Genomic DNA, 16405 nt, shown 5'->3' with positions numbered 1-16405 from the left:
CTAAGCAAAAGGGGTGAAAAACATAGCTTGGAGAACTGCCTTAGCCTTTTTGAGGTTGCGCGTATCCAGTTGGTTCAGCATGTCTACGATTTGACTCATTTCATCGTTTTCCACTGGCTCAAGAGATGCTCCGGCAGTTAATGGTTCTTTTTCAGCAACCGATTCCGAATGAACCCATGACGCTTCCAAAGTATCCTCGAAGGCTTGGATTATAAATAACAATTCATCTGGGTTATATCTCTGTAGAAACCGGTTTATCCCTTTATTCATCTGCTTATGTAGGGCTAAATGCAAATCGAATATTTCTTTCCCTAGAGGTGTTGTAAGAAAAAGCACTTCTTTTTTATTATCGGGGAGAAACTCCGTGCGAATACGATCTGCATGCCGATGGATTTGATCCCGTCATGTCGCACGAAGAACTCACTGCTTGGCGGCAAAAGAGAACCCCCGACCCGCTAGTCGCCAATTATCAGCAGCGTCTTATAGCAGCGGATCATATTGTCTTCATTTTCCCTATATGGTGGGAAGCCATGCCCGCTCTTACCAAAGGTTTTCTTGATAAGGTTTTCGCAAAAGGCATTGTCTACGAAGAAACTAAACCTGGGCGGCCCTTCAAATGCTTGCTCCCGAATATTAAAGGAGTGTCCCTGCTGACCGTAATGAACACGCCCAACTTCTTTTATCGCTGGATTTTTGGCAACCCCATCACCAAAATTCTATTTAGAGGCACCTTCCGCAAAATGGGAATACGAAAGAACCTCCGTTGGTATAATTATGCCGGGATGTCAGATCGCAGCTTAGAAGAGCGGGTGAAGCATCTTGATAAAACAGAACAACGGTTTGCACGACTGGACTAAACTAGACTAGATCAAATTACTCAAGCGCTGACTGATTCTGAGAACTGAATCTCTGGTTTCTTCATCTCCCTAAGCACCAGCAATCCAATGAATAAGGATACAACGCCGATAATAATCAGCAGCGCCCCCAGCTCCTGACTGTAGGCTGTTAGCGCCCCATCCCGAAAAGCCATTCCACGTATGAGGCGATTAAGCCAGTTCATAGGTAATACCCATGCGGAAATTTGAAAGAACTCTGGAAAGGCAAGTGGACTCAGCTGGATTCCAGTAGCAAGAAACGACGGATACAACACGAAATTGGTTCGTAAATTAACTTTGGATACGTCTTTGGCAGTATAACCAATCAACAGGCCCATAAGCGACAAGGCAAAGGCATATACAAACAGCGGAATAATAAACAGATAAGGCTCCGCTTCAAAGCGCATTCCCCCCACCTGCTTTAATAAGCCGTAACATAGGAGCAGCGAAATAGTGGTCAAAACAGCGTAAGGTACACTGCGAACCCAAATCTGCCAAGGAGACTTCCCGTTTGCAAAGAGTTTCCCCTCCTGTCGCAACCGAGGGACAATTGAACCCGCTGCGCTTGTTGTAATCATCAGCACCACAATATTCACAAATCCAATGACCATAAAGCCCACATAACTTGTGGTCGGGTTAAATAACATCCGCTGCTGGAGAGATAACGGAGAAGCAAGCCCTTTAGAGGTTTCGGCATCCATCCCCTTTTGGAGGAGCCGGGTCATAGAAAGAGTCACATTTTCCGTCTGGATGACTTCCTGAATCGCAGTCCGGATGCCGGTTAACCCTGATGGCATTGTATTATCCATTAAGATGCCAATATTCGTTGATATCCCCTGCTGCTGATGTTGCCCCAACTCTTTGGGAAGCATGATGACCGCTACAGCCTGCTCATTTGCCAGTAACGTCTCTGGGTTCAGGCGGCTGGAGTACACATTTGTTACGTTCATATATGGAGAGGCATTTATCTTAGAGATCAGCTGTCGTGAATACGAACTGTGATCCTCATCAATGACAATAACATGCGATTCGCTGATTTGGTTCTTCGAGAACATTAAGCCAAAAAACAGGGCCGCAATAAGCGGACCTATAAAAATCAGGCGTAAATACTTACTACCCGCCACGTACTTCCATTCGTCAATCAGTGACTTCATCGAGCTTCACCTCCGCTGTCATCCCCGGAAGCAAATCAGCATTCCCATCCATAGTTACACGGACAAGAAACATGCTTAAATCGGCTTGCCCTTTTTCACGTGACATACGTAAGCTCGCAAATTGAGGGGCGGCTGCGATAGAAGTAATTACACCTGTCACCTCCGTTGGGTGCTCCAAATATGGAAAATGAACGCCAATACTTTGATTCACCTCTAGCTTTTGGATTTCACTTTCTTGTATGTAGAGATCTGTATAAAAGCTGTTTTTTTGCAAAACCGCCATTGGCATTCCTAGCTGGACTAGATCCCCCGGCTTTACAATAATCTTGTTGACTGATCCGTCCTCCGGCGCAACTACATCTGTTTCTCCTTCAGCAGATTTAACCTTAAACAGCACCTCTCCCTGTTTTATAGAATCACCTACAGCCACACCGACCTCGACAATTGACCCTGGACTATTCTGATAAAATATTGTCTTCTGCTCCGCATCCAGAATCCCTTGTTTCCTGCTCTCAGCCTGACTGACTGCATCCTTTCCTTTTACAGCAAGAAGCGCCCCACCAACAATCAGCACAATCGCAATTCCTATATATAGCCCTGCTTTTATCTTCATTTTCCACTCTCTTTCATCACCATTTTTTTAACTGCATTTTCAGCAGCCTCCATAATTACTTCTCCCAATGTGGGATGAGGGTGAATGGTCATCGCCAAGTCCTCCACAGTGGCTCCCATCTCAATAGCAAGAGCAAGCTCCGACACGAGTGTGGATGCCTCTACTCCAACGATTTGTGCCCCCATCACGACTCCTGAATTTAGGTCCGCTACAAGCTTGACGAAACCTTCCGTCTCCCTCAAGGCCAAGGCTCTCCCGTTAATCCCAAAGGAGGATTTGCCAATAACCAGCGAAATGCCTCTTGCCTTTGCTTCTGTTTCACTTAAGCCTACACTGGCCAGCTCTGGTTGCGAAAAAACAACGAGCGGGATGGCTCGATAATCAACTTCGGAGGAGAGACCTGCAATGACCTCTGCCGCAATCTTGGCTTCGTAGGATGCCTTATGAGCGAGAGTCGGGCCTGCCGTAATATCTCCAATTGCAAAAATATGCGGGATAGCCGTTCTGCACTGTTCGTCCGTCGCAATCAATCCCCTACTCGTCACTGGCAAGCCTATGCGATCTAGTCCTAAATTGCCGTCTGTATTTGGTTTTCTGCCCACAGTAACTAACACATATTCCGCTGTAACATGCTGCTGTTCCTGATTTTTTAAATAATGCAGGGTAATGGTATCTGCACTCTCCACTACGTTCACAGCTGTCGCTCCGGTAATAATTTTCATGCCATCGGCTTTCAGCTGCTTTCCAACAGGGCTCACAAGCTCCGCCTCAAATCCAGGCAGCACTTGTTCTCCCCCTTCCAGAATCGTTACCTTTGTTCCGAATTTGGCATACATCTGCCCCAGCTCGACACCAATATAGCCCCCACCTATAACTACTAGGCTAGTTGGAATCTCAGGGAGCGACAGCGCTTCTGTGGAAGACAAAATACGTCCGCCAACAGGAAAGGCTGGCAGCTCAATCGGACGAGATCCTGTAGCCAGGATAGCGTTTTTAAAGGATAAGGTTTGCTCCTGTCCAGACTGACTGATGATAACTGTATGTTCATCAACCAAGCTAGCCTCTCCTTCGAAAATGCTCACCCCAGCAGTCTTTAATAAATAACTGACTCCACCTGCCTGCTTATTCACAACTCCTTGTTTAAAATCCTGAGCATTTTTAAAAGATGCTGACGCATCTACAAAATTGAAAGGACTGAGCAAATCATAGCGATGTGATTCAGCAATTAATGCTTTGGATGGGATACATCCAACATGCGTGCAGACTCCGCCAAGCTGGTTGCGTTCAACAATTGCTGTTTTCATCCCAAGCTGTGCAGATCGCAGCGCCGCCACATAACCTCCCGGACCTGATCCAATGACCAATGTTTCTACGGCTTCAAGCTTACTCATCTCCTGATACCTCCTGTTGAACTTTTTTAAAATATGATGATCGTAATATATTATTACCATCATATTTTAAAACAGTCAATAACCTTGCCTCGCCTTTCACAAGCTAACTTTCTCAGAATCGCTAAATTGACAGGCTTTATTATGACGCCTATAATATTTTAAAAGTAGAACTATGAAGCTGTGGAGTGATTACAATGCCGTATCCCAAAGGTCATAAAATAAAAGTTCGAAATAAAATCGTTGAAAGTGCTGCTCAGGCTTTTCGCACCAACGGTATTCACGATGTAAGCGTTCCGTTCATTATGAAGGGGGCCGGATTAACTCATGGCGGGTTTTATTCCCATTTTGACAACAAAGAACAGCTTGTCGCGGAAGCCTGCCGGTATGCCATCAGCGATACCATCGCACTTCTGCAGAAGGTCGCTGACCAGGAAGAGCAGAACCCCAAAATCAATGCTGTCATTGATTATTATTTAAGTCCGTATCACCGCGACAAAATGGAGATGGGCTGCATTATTCCTGCCCTTTCTAGCGAAATATCCCGTTCCTCAGAAGAAGTTCGGCAGGTATTCACGCAGGAACTGGAGCGGATGATTGCTTTTATCTCTAATCTGGCGGGAATTGACGCGTCCAAAGGTAGTGCACTGTTCAGTACTATGGTTGGCTCCCTTGTTCTTGCACGGACGGTTAAAGATCCTGAACTAAGCGACAACCTACTCTCGTCTGGCAAACAGTATGCCAAAGCGCTAGTAAGAGCCTAATATAAAAAAACACGTCAATAAATGGCGTGTTGTAGTTAAATTTATTAAAATTCTTCATACGATGCGGGATCTTGATCAGCTATGCGACCTGTTGGCGAGGTTAATGCGGAAATAACGGTCATCTCCGCTTCCGATAATTCAAAATCAAAAATATTCAGATTATCACGCTGATGCTCTAGAGAAGAAGCCTTTGGAATGGGAATAGCCCCAAGCTGTATATGCCAACGTAAGATAACTTGCGATATCGATTTATTATGAACCTTGCCTATTTCCGCTATTTCCTCATTTTCCAGTACACTGCTAGCCCGTCCCAATGGACTCCACGATTCAATCACTATCCCATGCTCTTTGTTCCATGCACGTTGCTCTTCCTGATTAAAATGAGGATGCAGCTCAATCTGATTCATACTCGGCGCTACACCAGTTTCTTGTATCAAACGTTCAATATGCTCCGGCAAAAAGTTACATACACCGATGGAGCGAATCAAACCTTGCTTACGTGCCTCGATCATCGCCTGCCAGGCCTCAACATATAAATTCACTCTAGGGTTAGGCCAGTGGATGAGATAGAAATCATAATAATCCAATCCGGCTCTGAATAAAGACTCCTGTATAGTAGACAACGCTTCTTTATAAGAGTGATGGCGTCCTGGCAGTTTGGAAGTAATGAGTAGCTCTTCCCTAGGCACAGAACTTTGCCGAACAGCCTGGCCTACAGCACCTTCGTTCTCATAATTAAACGCAGTGTCGATCAGACGATAGCCAACATCAATCGCCTTAGTGATGTTTTGTGCTCCCTCAGTTCCGTTTAACGCGTAGGTACCAAAACCAATCGCAGGCACCTTCACTCCATCGTTCAATACGATTTCAGGTATTCTCTCAGTCATCGTCGCTCTTCTCCTTTGTTGTCATTTAAACCCCTGTCGATCCATCTTATAATTATTATAACATCCTCATAGTAAACTCAATCATCGGGTCACCTGAACAACCTCTAGCCTATTAGTAAGCCGCTTTCGTGGGCATCCGATTTATTTTTTATAGTAAAATGAATCTACAACACAGGATTTTCGTAATGTTATGAATTAAAAGTAGAGATAAGAGGTGTATCCAATGAAGGAGCAATATCCTGCTAGGCTTGAATTGTTCGCAGACAACGCTCAGAGGATCAAAAAAGCTTTCCCATGGCAAAATGCAATGGTTAATCGGTTAGCGGCACTATTGTATGCTGTAGAAGACAAAGTTGCAGATGACGAAGCCATCCGTGCCAGCTATGAGCTAATTAAGGAGAGTACCGGGATTTTCTCTCAATTTAGAGGGACTTCGGTGATCAGCATTGCTGCCCTGCTCTCTCTTTCTGACGAGAAGGAAACTCTGCTTGCAAACACACTTGCCGTGTATGATTTAATGAAGGAAGCCAAATTCAGAGCCTCTGATTATCTCGTCGTTGCTGCCTATCAAATCGCTGCTAATGAAACATCGGATCAATATCAGCGTACGGTAGAACGGGCAAAGCTATTTTACGATAGTATGAAGGCAAAACATCGTTTCCTTACCGGACAGGACGATTATATCTTCTCCGCGATGCTTGGTCTTTCCGATATCGATGTTGAGAGTGGCGTGGACCGCATGGAGCAGCTCTATGTAACGCTTAAGCCCGAGTTTATGTCAGGCAACAGTGTGCAAGCCCTGACCCAGGTATTGGTTCTTGGGGAAGAAGCCCCTCAAGCAGCGGACCGTGTATTGGCATTAAGAGATGCATTTCGTGCACAGGGTATCCGGCTAGACAAGGAATATACCCTCTCCTCACTGGGCGTGTTATCCCTGCTCCCTTGCAACAAGGAGGACATCGTTACTGATGTCTCGGAGACTTACGAATTTTTGCGTACAAAAAAGGGCTTCGGGAACTGGTCTATTGGCAAGCAGGAATTACTGCTCTTGTCTTCTGCACTGGTAGCCTTCAGATCTGTGGAGGATGTGCAAAACGGCGTATTAACTACGATGCTTTCTACCAACATTACCAATATTATAATTGCGCAACAGGCTGCTCTTGCCGGGGCAGCGGCTGCATCAGCTGCGGCTGCAGCTTCTTCTTCGAATTAGATTGAATCGTGAGGGAAAGATATGGACTCAATAAAAATCTTCACAACTAGAAATGAAGAATTGTTAAACCGTCTACTGAACATTTGGGAATCATCCGTGCGGCATACTCATCTTTTTCTATCCGAGCAGGATATTGATGCTTTGCGGCCGCTGGTCACGCAGGCGCTTGAGGGCATAAGCGATTTGTTTGCTTTTACAGATGATGAGGAACAGTTGCTTGGCTTCATAGGGGTTCAGAATAAAAAGATTGAAATGCTGTTCGTAGAACCTGCTGCAATGGGAAAAGGGGTTGGAAAAGCGCTAGTAGCTTATGTCATGCAGAAACTCGCCGTACACCTCGTGGATGTGAATGAGCAAAATCCCCAAGCTTTAGGTTTCTATGAGCATATGGGATTTCAGGTTTTTGAGCGTTCAGCACTCGACGAACAAGGTAATCCTTTTCCTATCCTGCACATGTCGCTTAAGTAGCTTTTTCCTATGCAGGAGACAGTTCAATGCATTTTAATATTGTAAAAAAGACAACAGAGCAGCGATTCTCTCGTTTGAGAACGCTGCTCTGTTGTTTAGTTGTCTGCAGTTTAGGTTGGCGAAGCTAGGAGCGGATAGGAGGAGCTAGGCGAAACGGCTCCGAGTATTCGGTTCAGCTGTATCTTCATCTAATTCTAGCTCTACCCCTACTTCTACTTCTGCTTCTGCTTCTACTTCTGCATTTACTTCTACTGCTACAGCTACTTCTACTTCTACTGCTTCTGCTGCTGCTACTGCTGCTACTGCTGCTTCTGCTTCTGCTTCTGCTTCTACTTCTACTTCTACTTCTACCTTTACATCTACTTCTGCTTCTACCTTTACATCTACTTCTGCTTCTACCTTTACATCTACTTCTACTTCTGCAACTACTTCTAAATCTACGCATATACCCTCGTGCACATCGCCAAATCAATGCTCTCTGTTGCTTCCGGACTCAGATGACGCTATTTGCTCATTTATCACCTTTGAGGCATAGTTTCGGACTCCAGTGTCGCTATTCTATAGAAAAAGCATCATTTCTGGCGTTTTTTATGCCAATAGCTGCTATGGAGTCCGATATCATTCCAAATGGCGGATAATCTGGCGTTTAAGGTCATATGGGTCCGATAGCGTACAATATCGTCAGAAATCGTCCAATAGCGTCCGATAGCTTCGGGTCCTAACCATCCCCAGTTACTTACGGACTCAGATGACGCTATTTGCTCATTTATCGCCTTTGAGGCATAGTTTCGGACTCCAGTGTCGCTATTCTATAGAAAGAGCCTCACATCTGGCATTTTTTATGCCAATAGCTGCTGTGGAGTCCGATAACATTCCAAATGGCGGATAATCCGGCGTTTAAGGTCATCTGGGTCCGATAGCGTCAGGCATAGTTTCAGATAGCATCCAATATCGTTAGAAATCATCGGATGGCAGCGATAACGAACGATAGCGTCGGGTCCTAACTATCCCCTGTTCCTTACGGACCCAGAGGACGCTATTTGCTCATTTATCGCCTTTGAGGCATAGTTTCGGACTCCAGTGTCGCTATTCTATAGAAGGAGCCTCATTTCTGGCGTTTTTTATGCCAATAGCTGCTATGGAGTCCGATAACATTCCAAATGGCGGATAATCCGGCGTTTAAGGTCATCTGGGTCCGATAGCGTCAGGCATAGTTTCAGATAGCATCCAATATCGTCAGAAATCATCGGATGGCATCGATAGCGAACGATAGCGTCGGTTCCTAACCATCCCCAGTTACTTACGGACCCAGATGACGCTATTTGCTCATTTATCACCTTTGAGGCATAGTTTCGGACTCCAGTGTCGCTATTCTATAGAAAGTGCATCATTTCTGGCGTTTTTTATGCCAATAGCTGCCATGGAGTCCGATAACATTGAAATTGGCGTTTAATCCGGCGTTTAAGGTCATCTGGGTCCGTTAGGGTCCGTTAGGGTCCGATAGCGTCCGATAGGGTCCGATAGAGTCCGATAGCGTCCGTTAGGGTCCGATAGCGTCCGATAGGGTCCGATAGGGTCCGATAGCGTCCGATAGCGTCAGGCATAGATTCAGATAGCAAACAATATCGTCAGAAATCATCGGATGGCATCGATAGCGAACGATTGCGAACGATTGCGTCCGATAGCGTCGGTTCCTAACCATCCCCTGTTCCTTACGGACCCAGAGGACGCTATTTGCTCATTTATCGCCTTTGAGGCATAGTTTCGGACTCCAGTGAAGCTATTCCATAGAAAGAGCCGCAGCTCTGGCATTTTTAGATGCTATTCCACCGACTTCAAAGCCTCTATCATATGGATTCGTTTGAGCTTAATATGCATGAACGCCATGACTATACCGGAGAACAATAGGGTTAGGAGCGCCGCATAAATATAACTTGGCCACTTGATGATCGGAGCGAACATCGTCGCATCCAGCTCGGCCGTCTTCAGGACGAAGCTATGCAGCACTATGCCGAGACCCGATCCAGCCACAATACCGAGTAGGCTAAGCAGCATATTTTCGCGGTAAATATACATGGTTACTTCCTTGTCGTAGAAGCCCAGTACCTTAATGGTTGACAGCTCCCGGATCCGCTCGGACACATTGATATTGGTCAAATTGTAGAGGACGACAAAAGCCAACGCCGCCGCTGAAACAATGAGCACCAAGGTTACAACGTCCATACTCTTCATAGTCTCATCGAAGGCGGAGCCTACACTGCTGGAAAAGCTGATGGCAGCGACGCCCTCATTAGCCGTCAGCTTCTCACCAAATTTGTCTTCCCATGTTTTATCATGTGCGGTGTAGTTCAGAAGTTCTGTGTTGAATACTGGTTTTTCTCCGAACACAGAAGCATAATACGCCGGTGTCACATAAACATAGTGCATTACATAATTCTCTGTAATCGCCGCGACCTCAATCTCGAATGTTTCATTATCTTTGTCCACCACGGTCAATTTATCGCCAGACTCCAGCCCATACAGCTTAGCCAGCTTCTCTGAGATAATAGCCCCATCATCCGTAAGCATCCGTCCTTCTCCACTTTTTCGATCACGCAACTCCACGAAATCGGATAAAGAGTTAACGGAGGTAGGAACGAACAGATGAACCTCTTGGTCATTTACACCACTAGCATGTGCGGTCATCCGTTCTTGCGCCACACTCAGCGTCCCAGTTACTGCAGATTCACCAGTGATTAGTTGGTCGTAGGCTTTTAGCACATCGGCAGACACATCTTCATGCAGCGCCACAAGTGCATCATATTTCATAATCGTGCCGAACTGCGACCCGGCGATGCTGCCAATTGAATCCTTGAGACCAAATCCCGTCAGGATCAGCGCTGTACAGCCAGCCACGCCGAATACAGTCATGAACATCCGCTGCTTATAGCGGAATAGATTCCGTGCGGTAACCTTTTGGACAAAGCTCAATCTCTTCCATATAAAAGTGATCCGCTCCAGTAAAATACGCTGGCCACTCTTCGGTGCCTTCGGACGCATCAATACGGAAGCATTGCTGCGTAATTCTACCCGTGAAGCAATCCACGCCGTCAACGTAGTACATATTAACGCTACGATAACGGATATGATCGAATACGAAAGATAGAAGTTCTTCGTGATATCCGGTAAATTATAGATTGCACTATACGCATCGTAGATAATACCCGGAAACAGGGTAAAACCAACCGCAAGACCCGCAATTGAAGCCGCCAGACTGGCAAGCGTACCATAGACCAGAAATTTGGCCATAATGTCGCGGTTGCCATAACCAAGTGCTTTCAGTGTCCCAATCTGCAGGCGATGCTCCTCAACCATCCGTGTCATGGTCGTCAAGCTGACCAGCGCAGCTATTAGGAAAAAGAACACAGGAAACGCACTGGCAATCGCCGATAACCGATCAGCGTTATCTTTATATTCGGCATATCCCGGATTAGCGCTTCGGTCAGTAACGTAGACCTTAAGCTGCTCCAGCTCTGCAAGCTTTTGCTCCCCTGCCGCCAATTCCTCCTTGGCAGAAGCAAGTCCGGCAGCAATTGCCTTCATACTTGCAGCCTGTTCCTGCTGCACTTCCTCCGGCTGGCGCTGCAAATCCGCAAGCTGCTGCTCGGCGGCGGCCACCTTTGCGCGGCCACCAGAAAGCTCTTTCTCGCCTTCCGCCCGCAGCTCAGCAAGCCGTGCTTCCGGCACGCCAGACATCGCCTGCTCTACAGCATGGGTATGCTGTTCGATCAGATCTTCATACTCCGGCGAATAAGCCTTCACCCCGGCTGTATCCTTAAAGGACAGATAGGCTTCCGTATACACCGGAAGCTTGAAATCTGACTCCGGGATCGCGGCGAACGCATCCGCCGTACCTTTGCCGATCCCACTGGTGCCCCGGGTACTTTGCTCAATAAACTGTGGACTTCTAACAAAACCAACTACGGTATACTCCAGTGTCTCGAAGCTGTTCGACAGCTCCGCATCCGTACCGTTTCCACTAAAAGATATCTTGTCACCCAACGCATATTCTTCCGCTAGCTTATCGTCCAGCACGATTTCACCGGAACGCTCCGGTAGATGGCCTTCAATAATACGGTATTGATTAAGTGGTTTATCCGTGTTGTAAGAATTGACTTTAAGTATTAAGGCATTATCACCTATGAATACATCTGCACTATAGCTCGGCTGAATCTCATCGATCCCCTGTACATTTCTGAGTAACCCGATGTTGTCTTCGGTCAGGCCGTAGTTAGTCTGCACCTTCAGATCCATCAAGCGCTGCTCTTTGTAAAAGGTTCCAGCTGTATTCAGCATATCTGGCCCAGTGGCCTTGATTCCGGCAAAAAAGCTGACACCTAACATAATAATTGCAAAAATCGAAATAAACCGGGCTTTGGTATGCCCAATTTCACGAAAAATATCTTTCCACAATGCTCGCTTTTTCATAGATGCCTTCTCCTTACCATTCAATATCGTCAACGGATACCGGCGAAGGATTGATCACCATCTTCCGTACCTTAGCGTTGTTAATCTCTATAACCCTGTCAGCCATCGGAGCGATCGCCAGATTATGTGTAATTACGATGACCGTTGTCCCGGTGTTACGACAAGTATCCTGCAGCAGCTTCAGCACCTGCTTGCCGGTGTTATAATCAAGCGCCCCTGTCGGCTCGTCGCAGAGCAGCAGCTTCGGCTGTTTAGCCAACGCTCTGGCGATAGCGACACGTTGTTGCTCACCACCGGACAACTGAGCCGGGAAATTATCTAACCGCGCGCCCAGACCCACATCCTCCAGCACCTTACGTGCATCTAGTGCACGCGGGGAAATCTGCGAAGCAAGCTCAACATTTTCCAGTGTGGTCAGATTAGGTACTAGATTATAGAACTGAAATACAAAACCTACGTCATTTCGGCGGTAGCCTGTCAGCTCCTTGGCACTAAACTTGGCGATATCAATGCCATCCACAATGACCTGACCTTCATCGGCAGAATCCATGCCACCCAGAATATTAAGCACCGTAGATTTACCCGCACCACTTGGGCCGACGATCACGGCAAATTCACCTTTTTTTATCTCAAAATCAATCCCGTCATTCGCGACAATCACATTCTCGCCCATCTTGTAACGCTTGTACTCCCCTTTTACAGCAACAAAACTCATTCCTCTTCCTCCTGTCCCTATCCGAACTAAGTCTAATTACTCTACATTGTCTCAGTTTATCATAATTAGAACGCCCAAGCCCGAATGGCAAACCCTCATTACACAAGGTGAAATTCACATCATTAATAAGTTCATTTTTTTGTAACAATAATGTAACAAGGAAATTTTACCGTAAACGATACTTAGTCATTTGATAATGTTATAATCACTTTGTTTTATTTACTCTTTTCAGGCAAGAGTGAAAGAACAAGAACAATCAGAAACAGGTGATCAGATGTTCGAACTGAAATGGCTATGGCAGAACCTAGAGGGAAACCGGACGCGATATATTCTGGCACTCTGCCTTTCGGTGGTGGGCTCAAGTCTTACAATCGTGAATCCGTACATCAGTCAGCGCATTGTCGATACGTTTATAGCCGGTGACAACGCCCTGCAGAATCTTACACAAGAACGGCAATTATTGATTATGCTCTGTCTGGGCATGATCGGATTTTCTCTACTGCGCACAGGTCTCGCATATTTCACGACCATGCAGTACGAGATATCCTCGCAAAATATGATGTACAATGTCCGCATTTATTTGTACAACAAAATTCAGGGACAGGACAGAAAATACTACGATCATAATCGTACCGGCGATCTCATGACCAAGATGACAGGCGATCTGGACATGGTCCGTCACTCTATGGCCTGGATTTTTAAGACGATCATTGAATCGCTAACGATCTTCCTTGCCGCCGTAATCTATTTTTTCACCATAGATGCGGAACTGACGCTGTGGATGCTTATCCTGTCACCGCCCATTTTTATCGTGGCTTACATATTCGCTAAACGCGTCCGTCCTATGTATATTGACTTGCGTGAACGGCTGTCCCAGCTTAACACGACTACACAGGAGAATATCTCAGGCAACCGTGTGGTCAAGGCTTTTGCCCGTGAGGAATTCGAGGTCGAAAAATTCACAGAGAAGAATGTCAACTATTCTACAGCGAACAAAAAGGCCGCCCTTGTATGGCTTGATTATTTTCCTTATCTGGAATCCTTCGCTCAGGGCTTCAACGTAATCCTTATGTTGGTTGGTGGTTTGTTCCTTATGAACGGCCGGATCACCTTCGGTGAGTTTATGGCCTTCTCTTCGCTTATTTGGGCTATATCGAACCCTATGCGCAACATCGGTATCATTATCAACGACATTCAGCGCTTTTTTGCGAGCTTGTCCAAAATCGTAGATATCTATTATGCCCGGCCAAATATTGTTAATGAGCATACTGTCACTGACAAACGCCGTTATGAAGGCCGTATTGAATTCGATCATGTCCGCTTCAAATATGATAGCGCTATCGTGCTGGACGATATTAGCTTTACCGTTGAACCCGGTGAAACTGTAGCAATCATGGGCGCGACAGGATCAGGCAAAACAACAATCATCAACCTCATCCCTCGCTTCTACGATGTAGCTGAAGGGCGCGTACTCGTAGACGGTGTTGATGTTCGGCAGCTGGAGCTTGATGAACTTCGTGGAAATATCGGCATGGCGACCCAAGATGTACTCTTGTTCTCTGATACCATTGATGGAAACATCGCCTATGGCGATCCTGATCTTCCGGAAGAAGATGCAATGGGTTATGCAGAGCTCGCAGCCGCACACGACTTCATTACCAAAATGCCTGAAGGTTATGATACCGTTGTCGGGGAACGCGGAGTCGGACTATCGGGGGGGCAAAAGCAGCGTATTGCCTTAGCGCGTGCTTTGGCGGTACACCGTCCTATCCTGATTCTCGATGATACGACCTCTGCGGTCGACCTTGAGACGGAGGAGCATATCCAAAAAAGTCTACGTGAACTGGACTATCCTTGTACGAAAATTATTATTGCGCAGCGTGTATCTACTACCTCGCAAGCCGACCGTATTCTTATTCTGGATGGCGGGAAGCTAGTTGAGGAAGGGACTCACACTGAACTGCTAGCGAAACGTGGTTACTATTACGAAGTGTTTAAACTGCAGAACGAGGGTATTGGAAGGCAGGTGACCGCAAGTGGCAAGGAATAAATTTGACGTCGATGAAAATCTTGAATCGCCGTTTAATATAAAACACTTCCGGCGTGCGATGGTATATATTAAACGAAAGAAAACGCCAATGATTGTTGCGTTCGTGCTCAGTGCACTTTCAGCAGCCATTTCACTGTCGGCTCCGCTGATCATGCAACATGTCATCGACGTGACCATTCCGGCAAAAGAGAAGCTTGCACTGCTGGGTTGGGCTGCACTGATGCTTGTGACTATCGTGGTCAGCGTTTATCTGGCTACGATACGCTCGCGCATCATGACGAGTGTTGGGCAGGATATTATTTTTGACATCCGAACGGATTTGTTTAAGCATCTGCAAGAATTGCCTTTTAAATATTATGACGACCGTCCACAGGGCAAGATCCTTATCCGGGTCGTAAACTACGTCAACGCCGTTTCAGATGTGCTGTCCAACGGGATTATCAACTTTATTCTAGAAATCGTGAATTTGCTCTTTATCGCAGCCTTCATGTTCGCTGTCGATGTACGACTCTCATTTGTCATCCTTGCCGGACTGCCAGTCTTCCTTGGCATCATGCTGCTGATCAAAACCCGGCAACGCCGGGCATGGCAAGCAGTGTCCAACAAAAGCTCTAACCTGAACGCCTATCTGCAAGAGAGCATCAGCGGTATTGGTGTGACGCAAATGTTCTCCCGGGAACAACGTAACGAAGGAATCTTCACACGTCTCGCGGGTAATTTCCGTAAAGAATGGATGAAGGCTCAACGTTACAACTTACTTATTCCGTTCTCTGTAGACAACTTGTCTACTATCGTTACATCATTAATTTTCCTTGTGGGTCTATTAACACTGAGTCCTCAAGACATGACCCTCGGTGTCATTCTGGCGATGAGCAGCTACGCTGCCCGCTTCTGGCAGCCGATTCTGAATCTTTCGAACCTGTACAATAACTTTATCAACGCCGTTGCCTATCTTGAGCGTATCTTCGAAACGCTGGATGAACCGGTTACCGTCAGTGATATCCCGGATGCAAAAACACTGCCATCTGTACAGGGCCATGTCACCTTCGACAATGTAACTTTCGCCTATGACCCGGGGCTTAATATTCTGGAGAATATCTCCTTCAAGGTCAAAGCGGGAGATAGCATCGCGCTGGTAGGACCCACAGGTGCGGGCAAAACAACCGTCGTCAATCTGATCTCACGCTTTTATAACATTTCCAGTGGTCAGATTCTGATCGACGGCCAGGATATCTCGCAGGTGACGTTAAAATCTCTTCGCAGCCAGATGGGGATTATGTTACAGGATAGCTTCATCTTCTCCGGTACTATTCTGGACAATATTCGGTACGGCCGACTGGATGCAACCGAAGAAGAAGTAATCGCCGCTGCAAAGGCCGTTTGCGCCGACGAATTCATCCGTGAATTCGATCAAGGCTACATGACAGAGGTCAATGAACGTGGCTCCAAGCTGTCTCAAGGACAGCGGCAGCTCATTTCGTTCGCAAGAACACTTTTGGCAGATCCGCGCATTCTCATCTTGGATGAAGCCACTTCTTCCATTGATGCGAAGACTGAGCGCTTATTGCAAAAAGGGCTAAATGAACTGCTTAAGGGACGCACCTCGTTCATTATCGCGCATCGCCTCTCCACTGTAAAAAACTGCGATCGTATTATGTACGTATCTAACAAAGGCATCGCGGAAAGCGGCTCACATGATGAGCTTATCGCACAACGGGGCCTTTATTACCGCCTCTACACAGCACAGAAGATGGAAGCTTAATTGAATAAACACCAAAAGAGCTCAGGCCGATTTGCAGCCTGAGCTTTTT

The 16405-nt window shown here is 46.4% G+C and carries 14 protein-coding genes; 6 read left to right on the top strand and 8 right to left on the bottom strand.

All coding sequences use genetic code 11. The features are described 5' to 3' along the window. Nucleotides 1–270, bottom strand: a complete 270-nt coding sequence (locus tag NYE58_RS04210; RefSeq protein WP_143761914.1) for a hypothetical protein — start codon at nucleotides 268–270, stop codon at nucleotides 1–3. Nucleotides 271–404: 134 nt separating this feature from the next. On the opposite strand from NYE58_RS04210, the gene NYE58_RS04205 reads away from it, so the two are divergent. Continuing rightward, nucleotides 405–857, top strand: a complete 453-nt coding sequence (locus NYE58_RS04205; protein ID WP_445671752.1) for an NAD(P)H-dependent oxidoreductase — start codon at nucleotides 405–407, stop codon at nucleotides 855–857. Nucleotides 858–877: 20 nt separating this feature from the next. On the opposite strand, the gene NYE58_RS04200 is transcribed toward NYE58_RS04205, so the two are convergent. The 3 genes from NYE58_RS04200 to lpdA are packed head-to-tail and all read right to left on the bottom strand — an operon-like array spanning nucleotide 878 to nucleotide 4033. Further along, nucleotides 878–2029, bottom strand: coding sequence for an ABC transporter permease (locus NYE58_RS04200; protein WP_076276978.1), 1152 nt, complete (start codon nucleotides 2027–2029; stop codon nucleotides 878–880). Continuing rightward, on the bottom strand, nucleotides 2013–2642 hold the full coding sequence (locus tag NYE58_RS04195; protein ID WP_076276977.1) for an HlyD family efflux transporter periplasmic adaptor subunit: 630 nt from the start codon (nucleotides 2640–2642) through the stop codon (nucleotides 2013–2015). The genes NYE58_RS04200 and NYE58_RS04195 overlap by 17 nt, the downstream gene beginning before the upstream one ends. Continuing rightward, a complete protein-coding gene (lpdA, locus tag NYE58_RS04190) occupies nucleotides 2639–4033 on the bottom strand; it encodes a dihydrolipoyl dehydrogenase (protein ID WP_341001176.1) in 1395 nt (464 codons plus the stop codon). The genes NYE58_RS04195 and lpdA overlap by 4 nt, the downstream gene beginning before the upstream one ends. A 194-nt stretch (nucleotides 4034–4227) precedes the next feature. On the opposite strand from lpdA, the gene NYE58_RS04185 reads away from it, so the two are divergent. Beyond that, on the top strand, nucleotides 4228–4794 hold the full coding sequence (locus tag NYE58_RS04185; protein WP_076128582.1) for a TetR/AcrR family transcriptional regulator: 567 nt from the start codon (nucleotides 4228–4230) through the stop codon (nucleotides 4792–4794). Nucleotides 4795–4838: 44 nt separating this feature from the next. Here the strand turns inward: NYE58_RS04185 and NYE58_RS04180 are convergent, their stop codons facing one another. Continuing rightward, complete coding sequence (locus NYE58_RS04180) at nucleotides 4839–5681, bottom strand: aldo/keto reductase (RefSeq protein ID WP_076276975.1); 843 nt, start codon at nucleotides 5679–5681, stop codon at nucleotides 4839–4841. A 223-nt stretch (nucleotides 5682–5904) separates the two neighbouring features. On the opposite strand from NYE58_RS04180, the gene NYE58_RS04175 reads away from it, so the two are divergent. Together NYE58_RS04175 and NYE58_RS04170 are read left to right on the top strand one after the other, a co-directional pair. Further along, nucleotides 5905–6894 carry a DUF4003 family protein gene (locus NYE58_RS04175; RefSeq protein WP_076282572.1) on the top strand — a complete coding sequence of 330 codons (990 nt, stop codon included), beginning with the start codon at nucleotides 5905–5907 and terminating at the stop codon, nucleotides 6892–6894. A gap of 21 nt (nucleotides 6895–6915) precedes the next feature. Then, complete coding sequence (locus NYE58_RS04170) at nucleotides 6916–7362, top strand: GNAT family N-acetyltransferase (RefSeq protein ID WP_076190108.1); 447 nt, start codon at nucleotides 6916–6918, stop codon at nucleotides 7360–7362. 144 nt (nucleotides 7363–7506) lie between these two features. Here the strand turns inward: NYE58_RS04170 and NYE58_RS04165 are convergent, their stop codons facing one another. From NYE58_RS04165 to NYE58_RS04155, 3 genes are all read right to left on the bottom strand, one after another. Continuing rightward, complete coding sequence (locus NYE58_RS04165) at nucleotides 7507–7821, bottom strand: hypothetical protein (protein ID WP_341001175.1); 315 nt, start codon at nucleotides 7819–7821, stop codon at nucleotides 7507–7509. Between the two features lie 1362 nt (nucleotides 7822–9183). Then, entirely contained in the window at nucleotides 9184–11829 is a 2646-nt protein-coding gene (locus tag NYE58_RS04160) for an FtsX-like permease family protein (RefSeq protein WP_341001174.1), read from the bottom strand. Between the two features lie 13 nt (nucleotides 11830–11842). Next, entirely contained in the window at nucleotides 11843–12544 is a 702-nt protein-coding gene (locus NYE58_RS04155) for an ABC transporter ATP-binding protein (protein WP_036684849.1), read from the bottom strand. Between the two features lie 238 nt (nucleotides 12545–12782). On the opposite strand from NYE58_RS04155, the gene NYE58_RS04150 reads away from it, so the two are divergent. Further along, nucleotides 12783–14594 (top strand): ABC transporter ATP-binding protein, encoded by a 1812-nt coding sequence (locus tag NYE58_RS04150; protein WP_256717556.1) that lies wholly within the window; start codon nucleotides 12783–12785, stop codon nucleotides 14592–14594. Then, nucleotides 14581–16356, top strand: coding sequence for an ABC transporter ATP-binding protein (locus NYE58_RS04145; protein WP_341001173.1), 1776 nt, complete (start codon nucleotides 14581–14583; stop codon nucleotides 16354–16356). The genes NYE58_RS04150 and NYE58_RS04145 overlap by 14 nt, the downstream gene beginning before the upstream one ends. Nucleotides 16357–16405 lie beyond the last annotated feature (49 nt).

Source organism: Paenibacillus sp. FSL L8-0708 (genome assembly GCF_038009325.1).
Lineage (GTDB): Bacteria > Bacillota > Bacilli > Paenibacillales > Paenibacillaceae > Paenibacillus_AQ > Paenibacillus_AQ odorifer.
Note: the sequence above shows the minus strand (reverse complement) of the source record. Positions and strands in the feature narration are given on the sequence as shown.

What these genes read in the sequence shown, in the direction of transcription:
- NYE58_RS04200 (WP_076276978.1), bottom strand. Translation starts at nt 2,029, where the DNA reads ATGAAGTCACTGATTGACGAATGGAAGTACGTGGCGGGTAGTAAGTAT.
- lpdA (WP_341001176.1), bottom strand. Translation starts at nt 4,033, where the DNA reads ATGAGTAAGCTTGAAGCCGTAGAAACATTGGTCATTGGATCAGGTCCG.
- NYE58_RS04185 (WP_076128582.1), top strand. Translation starts at nt 4,228, where the DNA reads ATGCCGTATCCCAAAGGTCATAAAATAAAAGTTCGAAATAAAATCGTT.
- NYE58_RS04210 (WP_143761914.1), bottom strand. Translation starts at nt 270, where the DNA reads ATGAATAAAGGGATAAACCGGTTTCTACAGAGATATAACCCAGATGAA.
- NYE58_RS04175 (WP_076282572.1), top strand. Translation starts at nt 5,905, where the DNA reads ATGAAGGAGCAATATCCTGCTAGGCTTGAATTGTTCGCAGACAACGCT.
- NYE58_RS04195 (WP_076276977.1), bottom strand. Translation starts at nt 2,642, where the DNA reads ATGAAGATAAAAGCAGGGCTATATATAGGAATTGCGATTGTGCTGATT.
- NYE58_RS04205 (WP_445671752.1), top strand. Translation starts at nt 405, where the DNA reads ATGTCGCACGAAGAACTCACTGCTTGGCGGCAAAAGAGAACCCCCGAC.
- NYE58_RS04160 (WP_341001174.1), bottom strand. Translation starts at nt 11,829, where the DNA reads ATGAAAAAGCGAGCATTGTGGAAAGATATTTTTCGTGAAATTGGGCAT.
- NYE58_RS04155 (WP_036684849.1), bottom strand. Translation starts at nt 12,544, where the DNA reads ATGAGTTTTGTTGCTGTAAAAGGGGAGTACAAGCGTTACAAGATGGGC.
- NYE58_RS04170 (WP_076190108.1), top strand. Translation starts at nt 6,916, where the DNA reads ATGGACTCAATAAAAATCTTCACAACTAGAAATGAAGAATTGTTAAAC.
- NYE58_RS04180 (WP_076276975.1), bottom strand. Translation starts at nt 5,681, where the DNA reads ATGACTGAGAGAATACCTGAAATCGTATTGAACGATGGAGTGAAGGTG.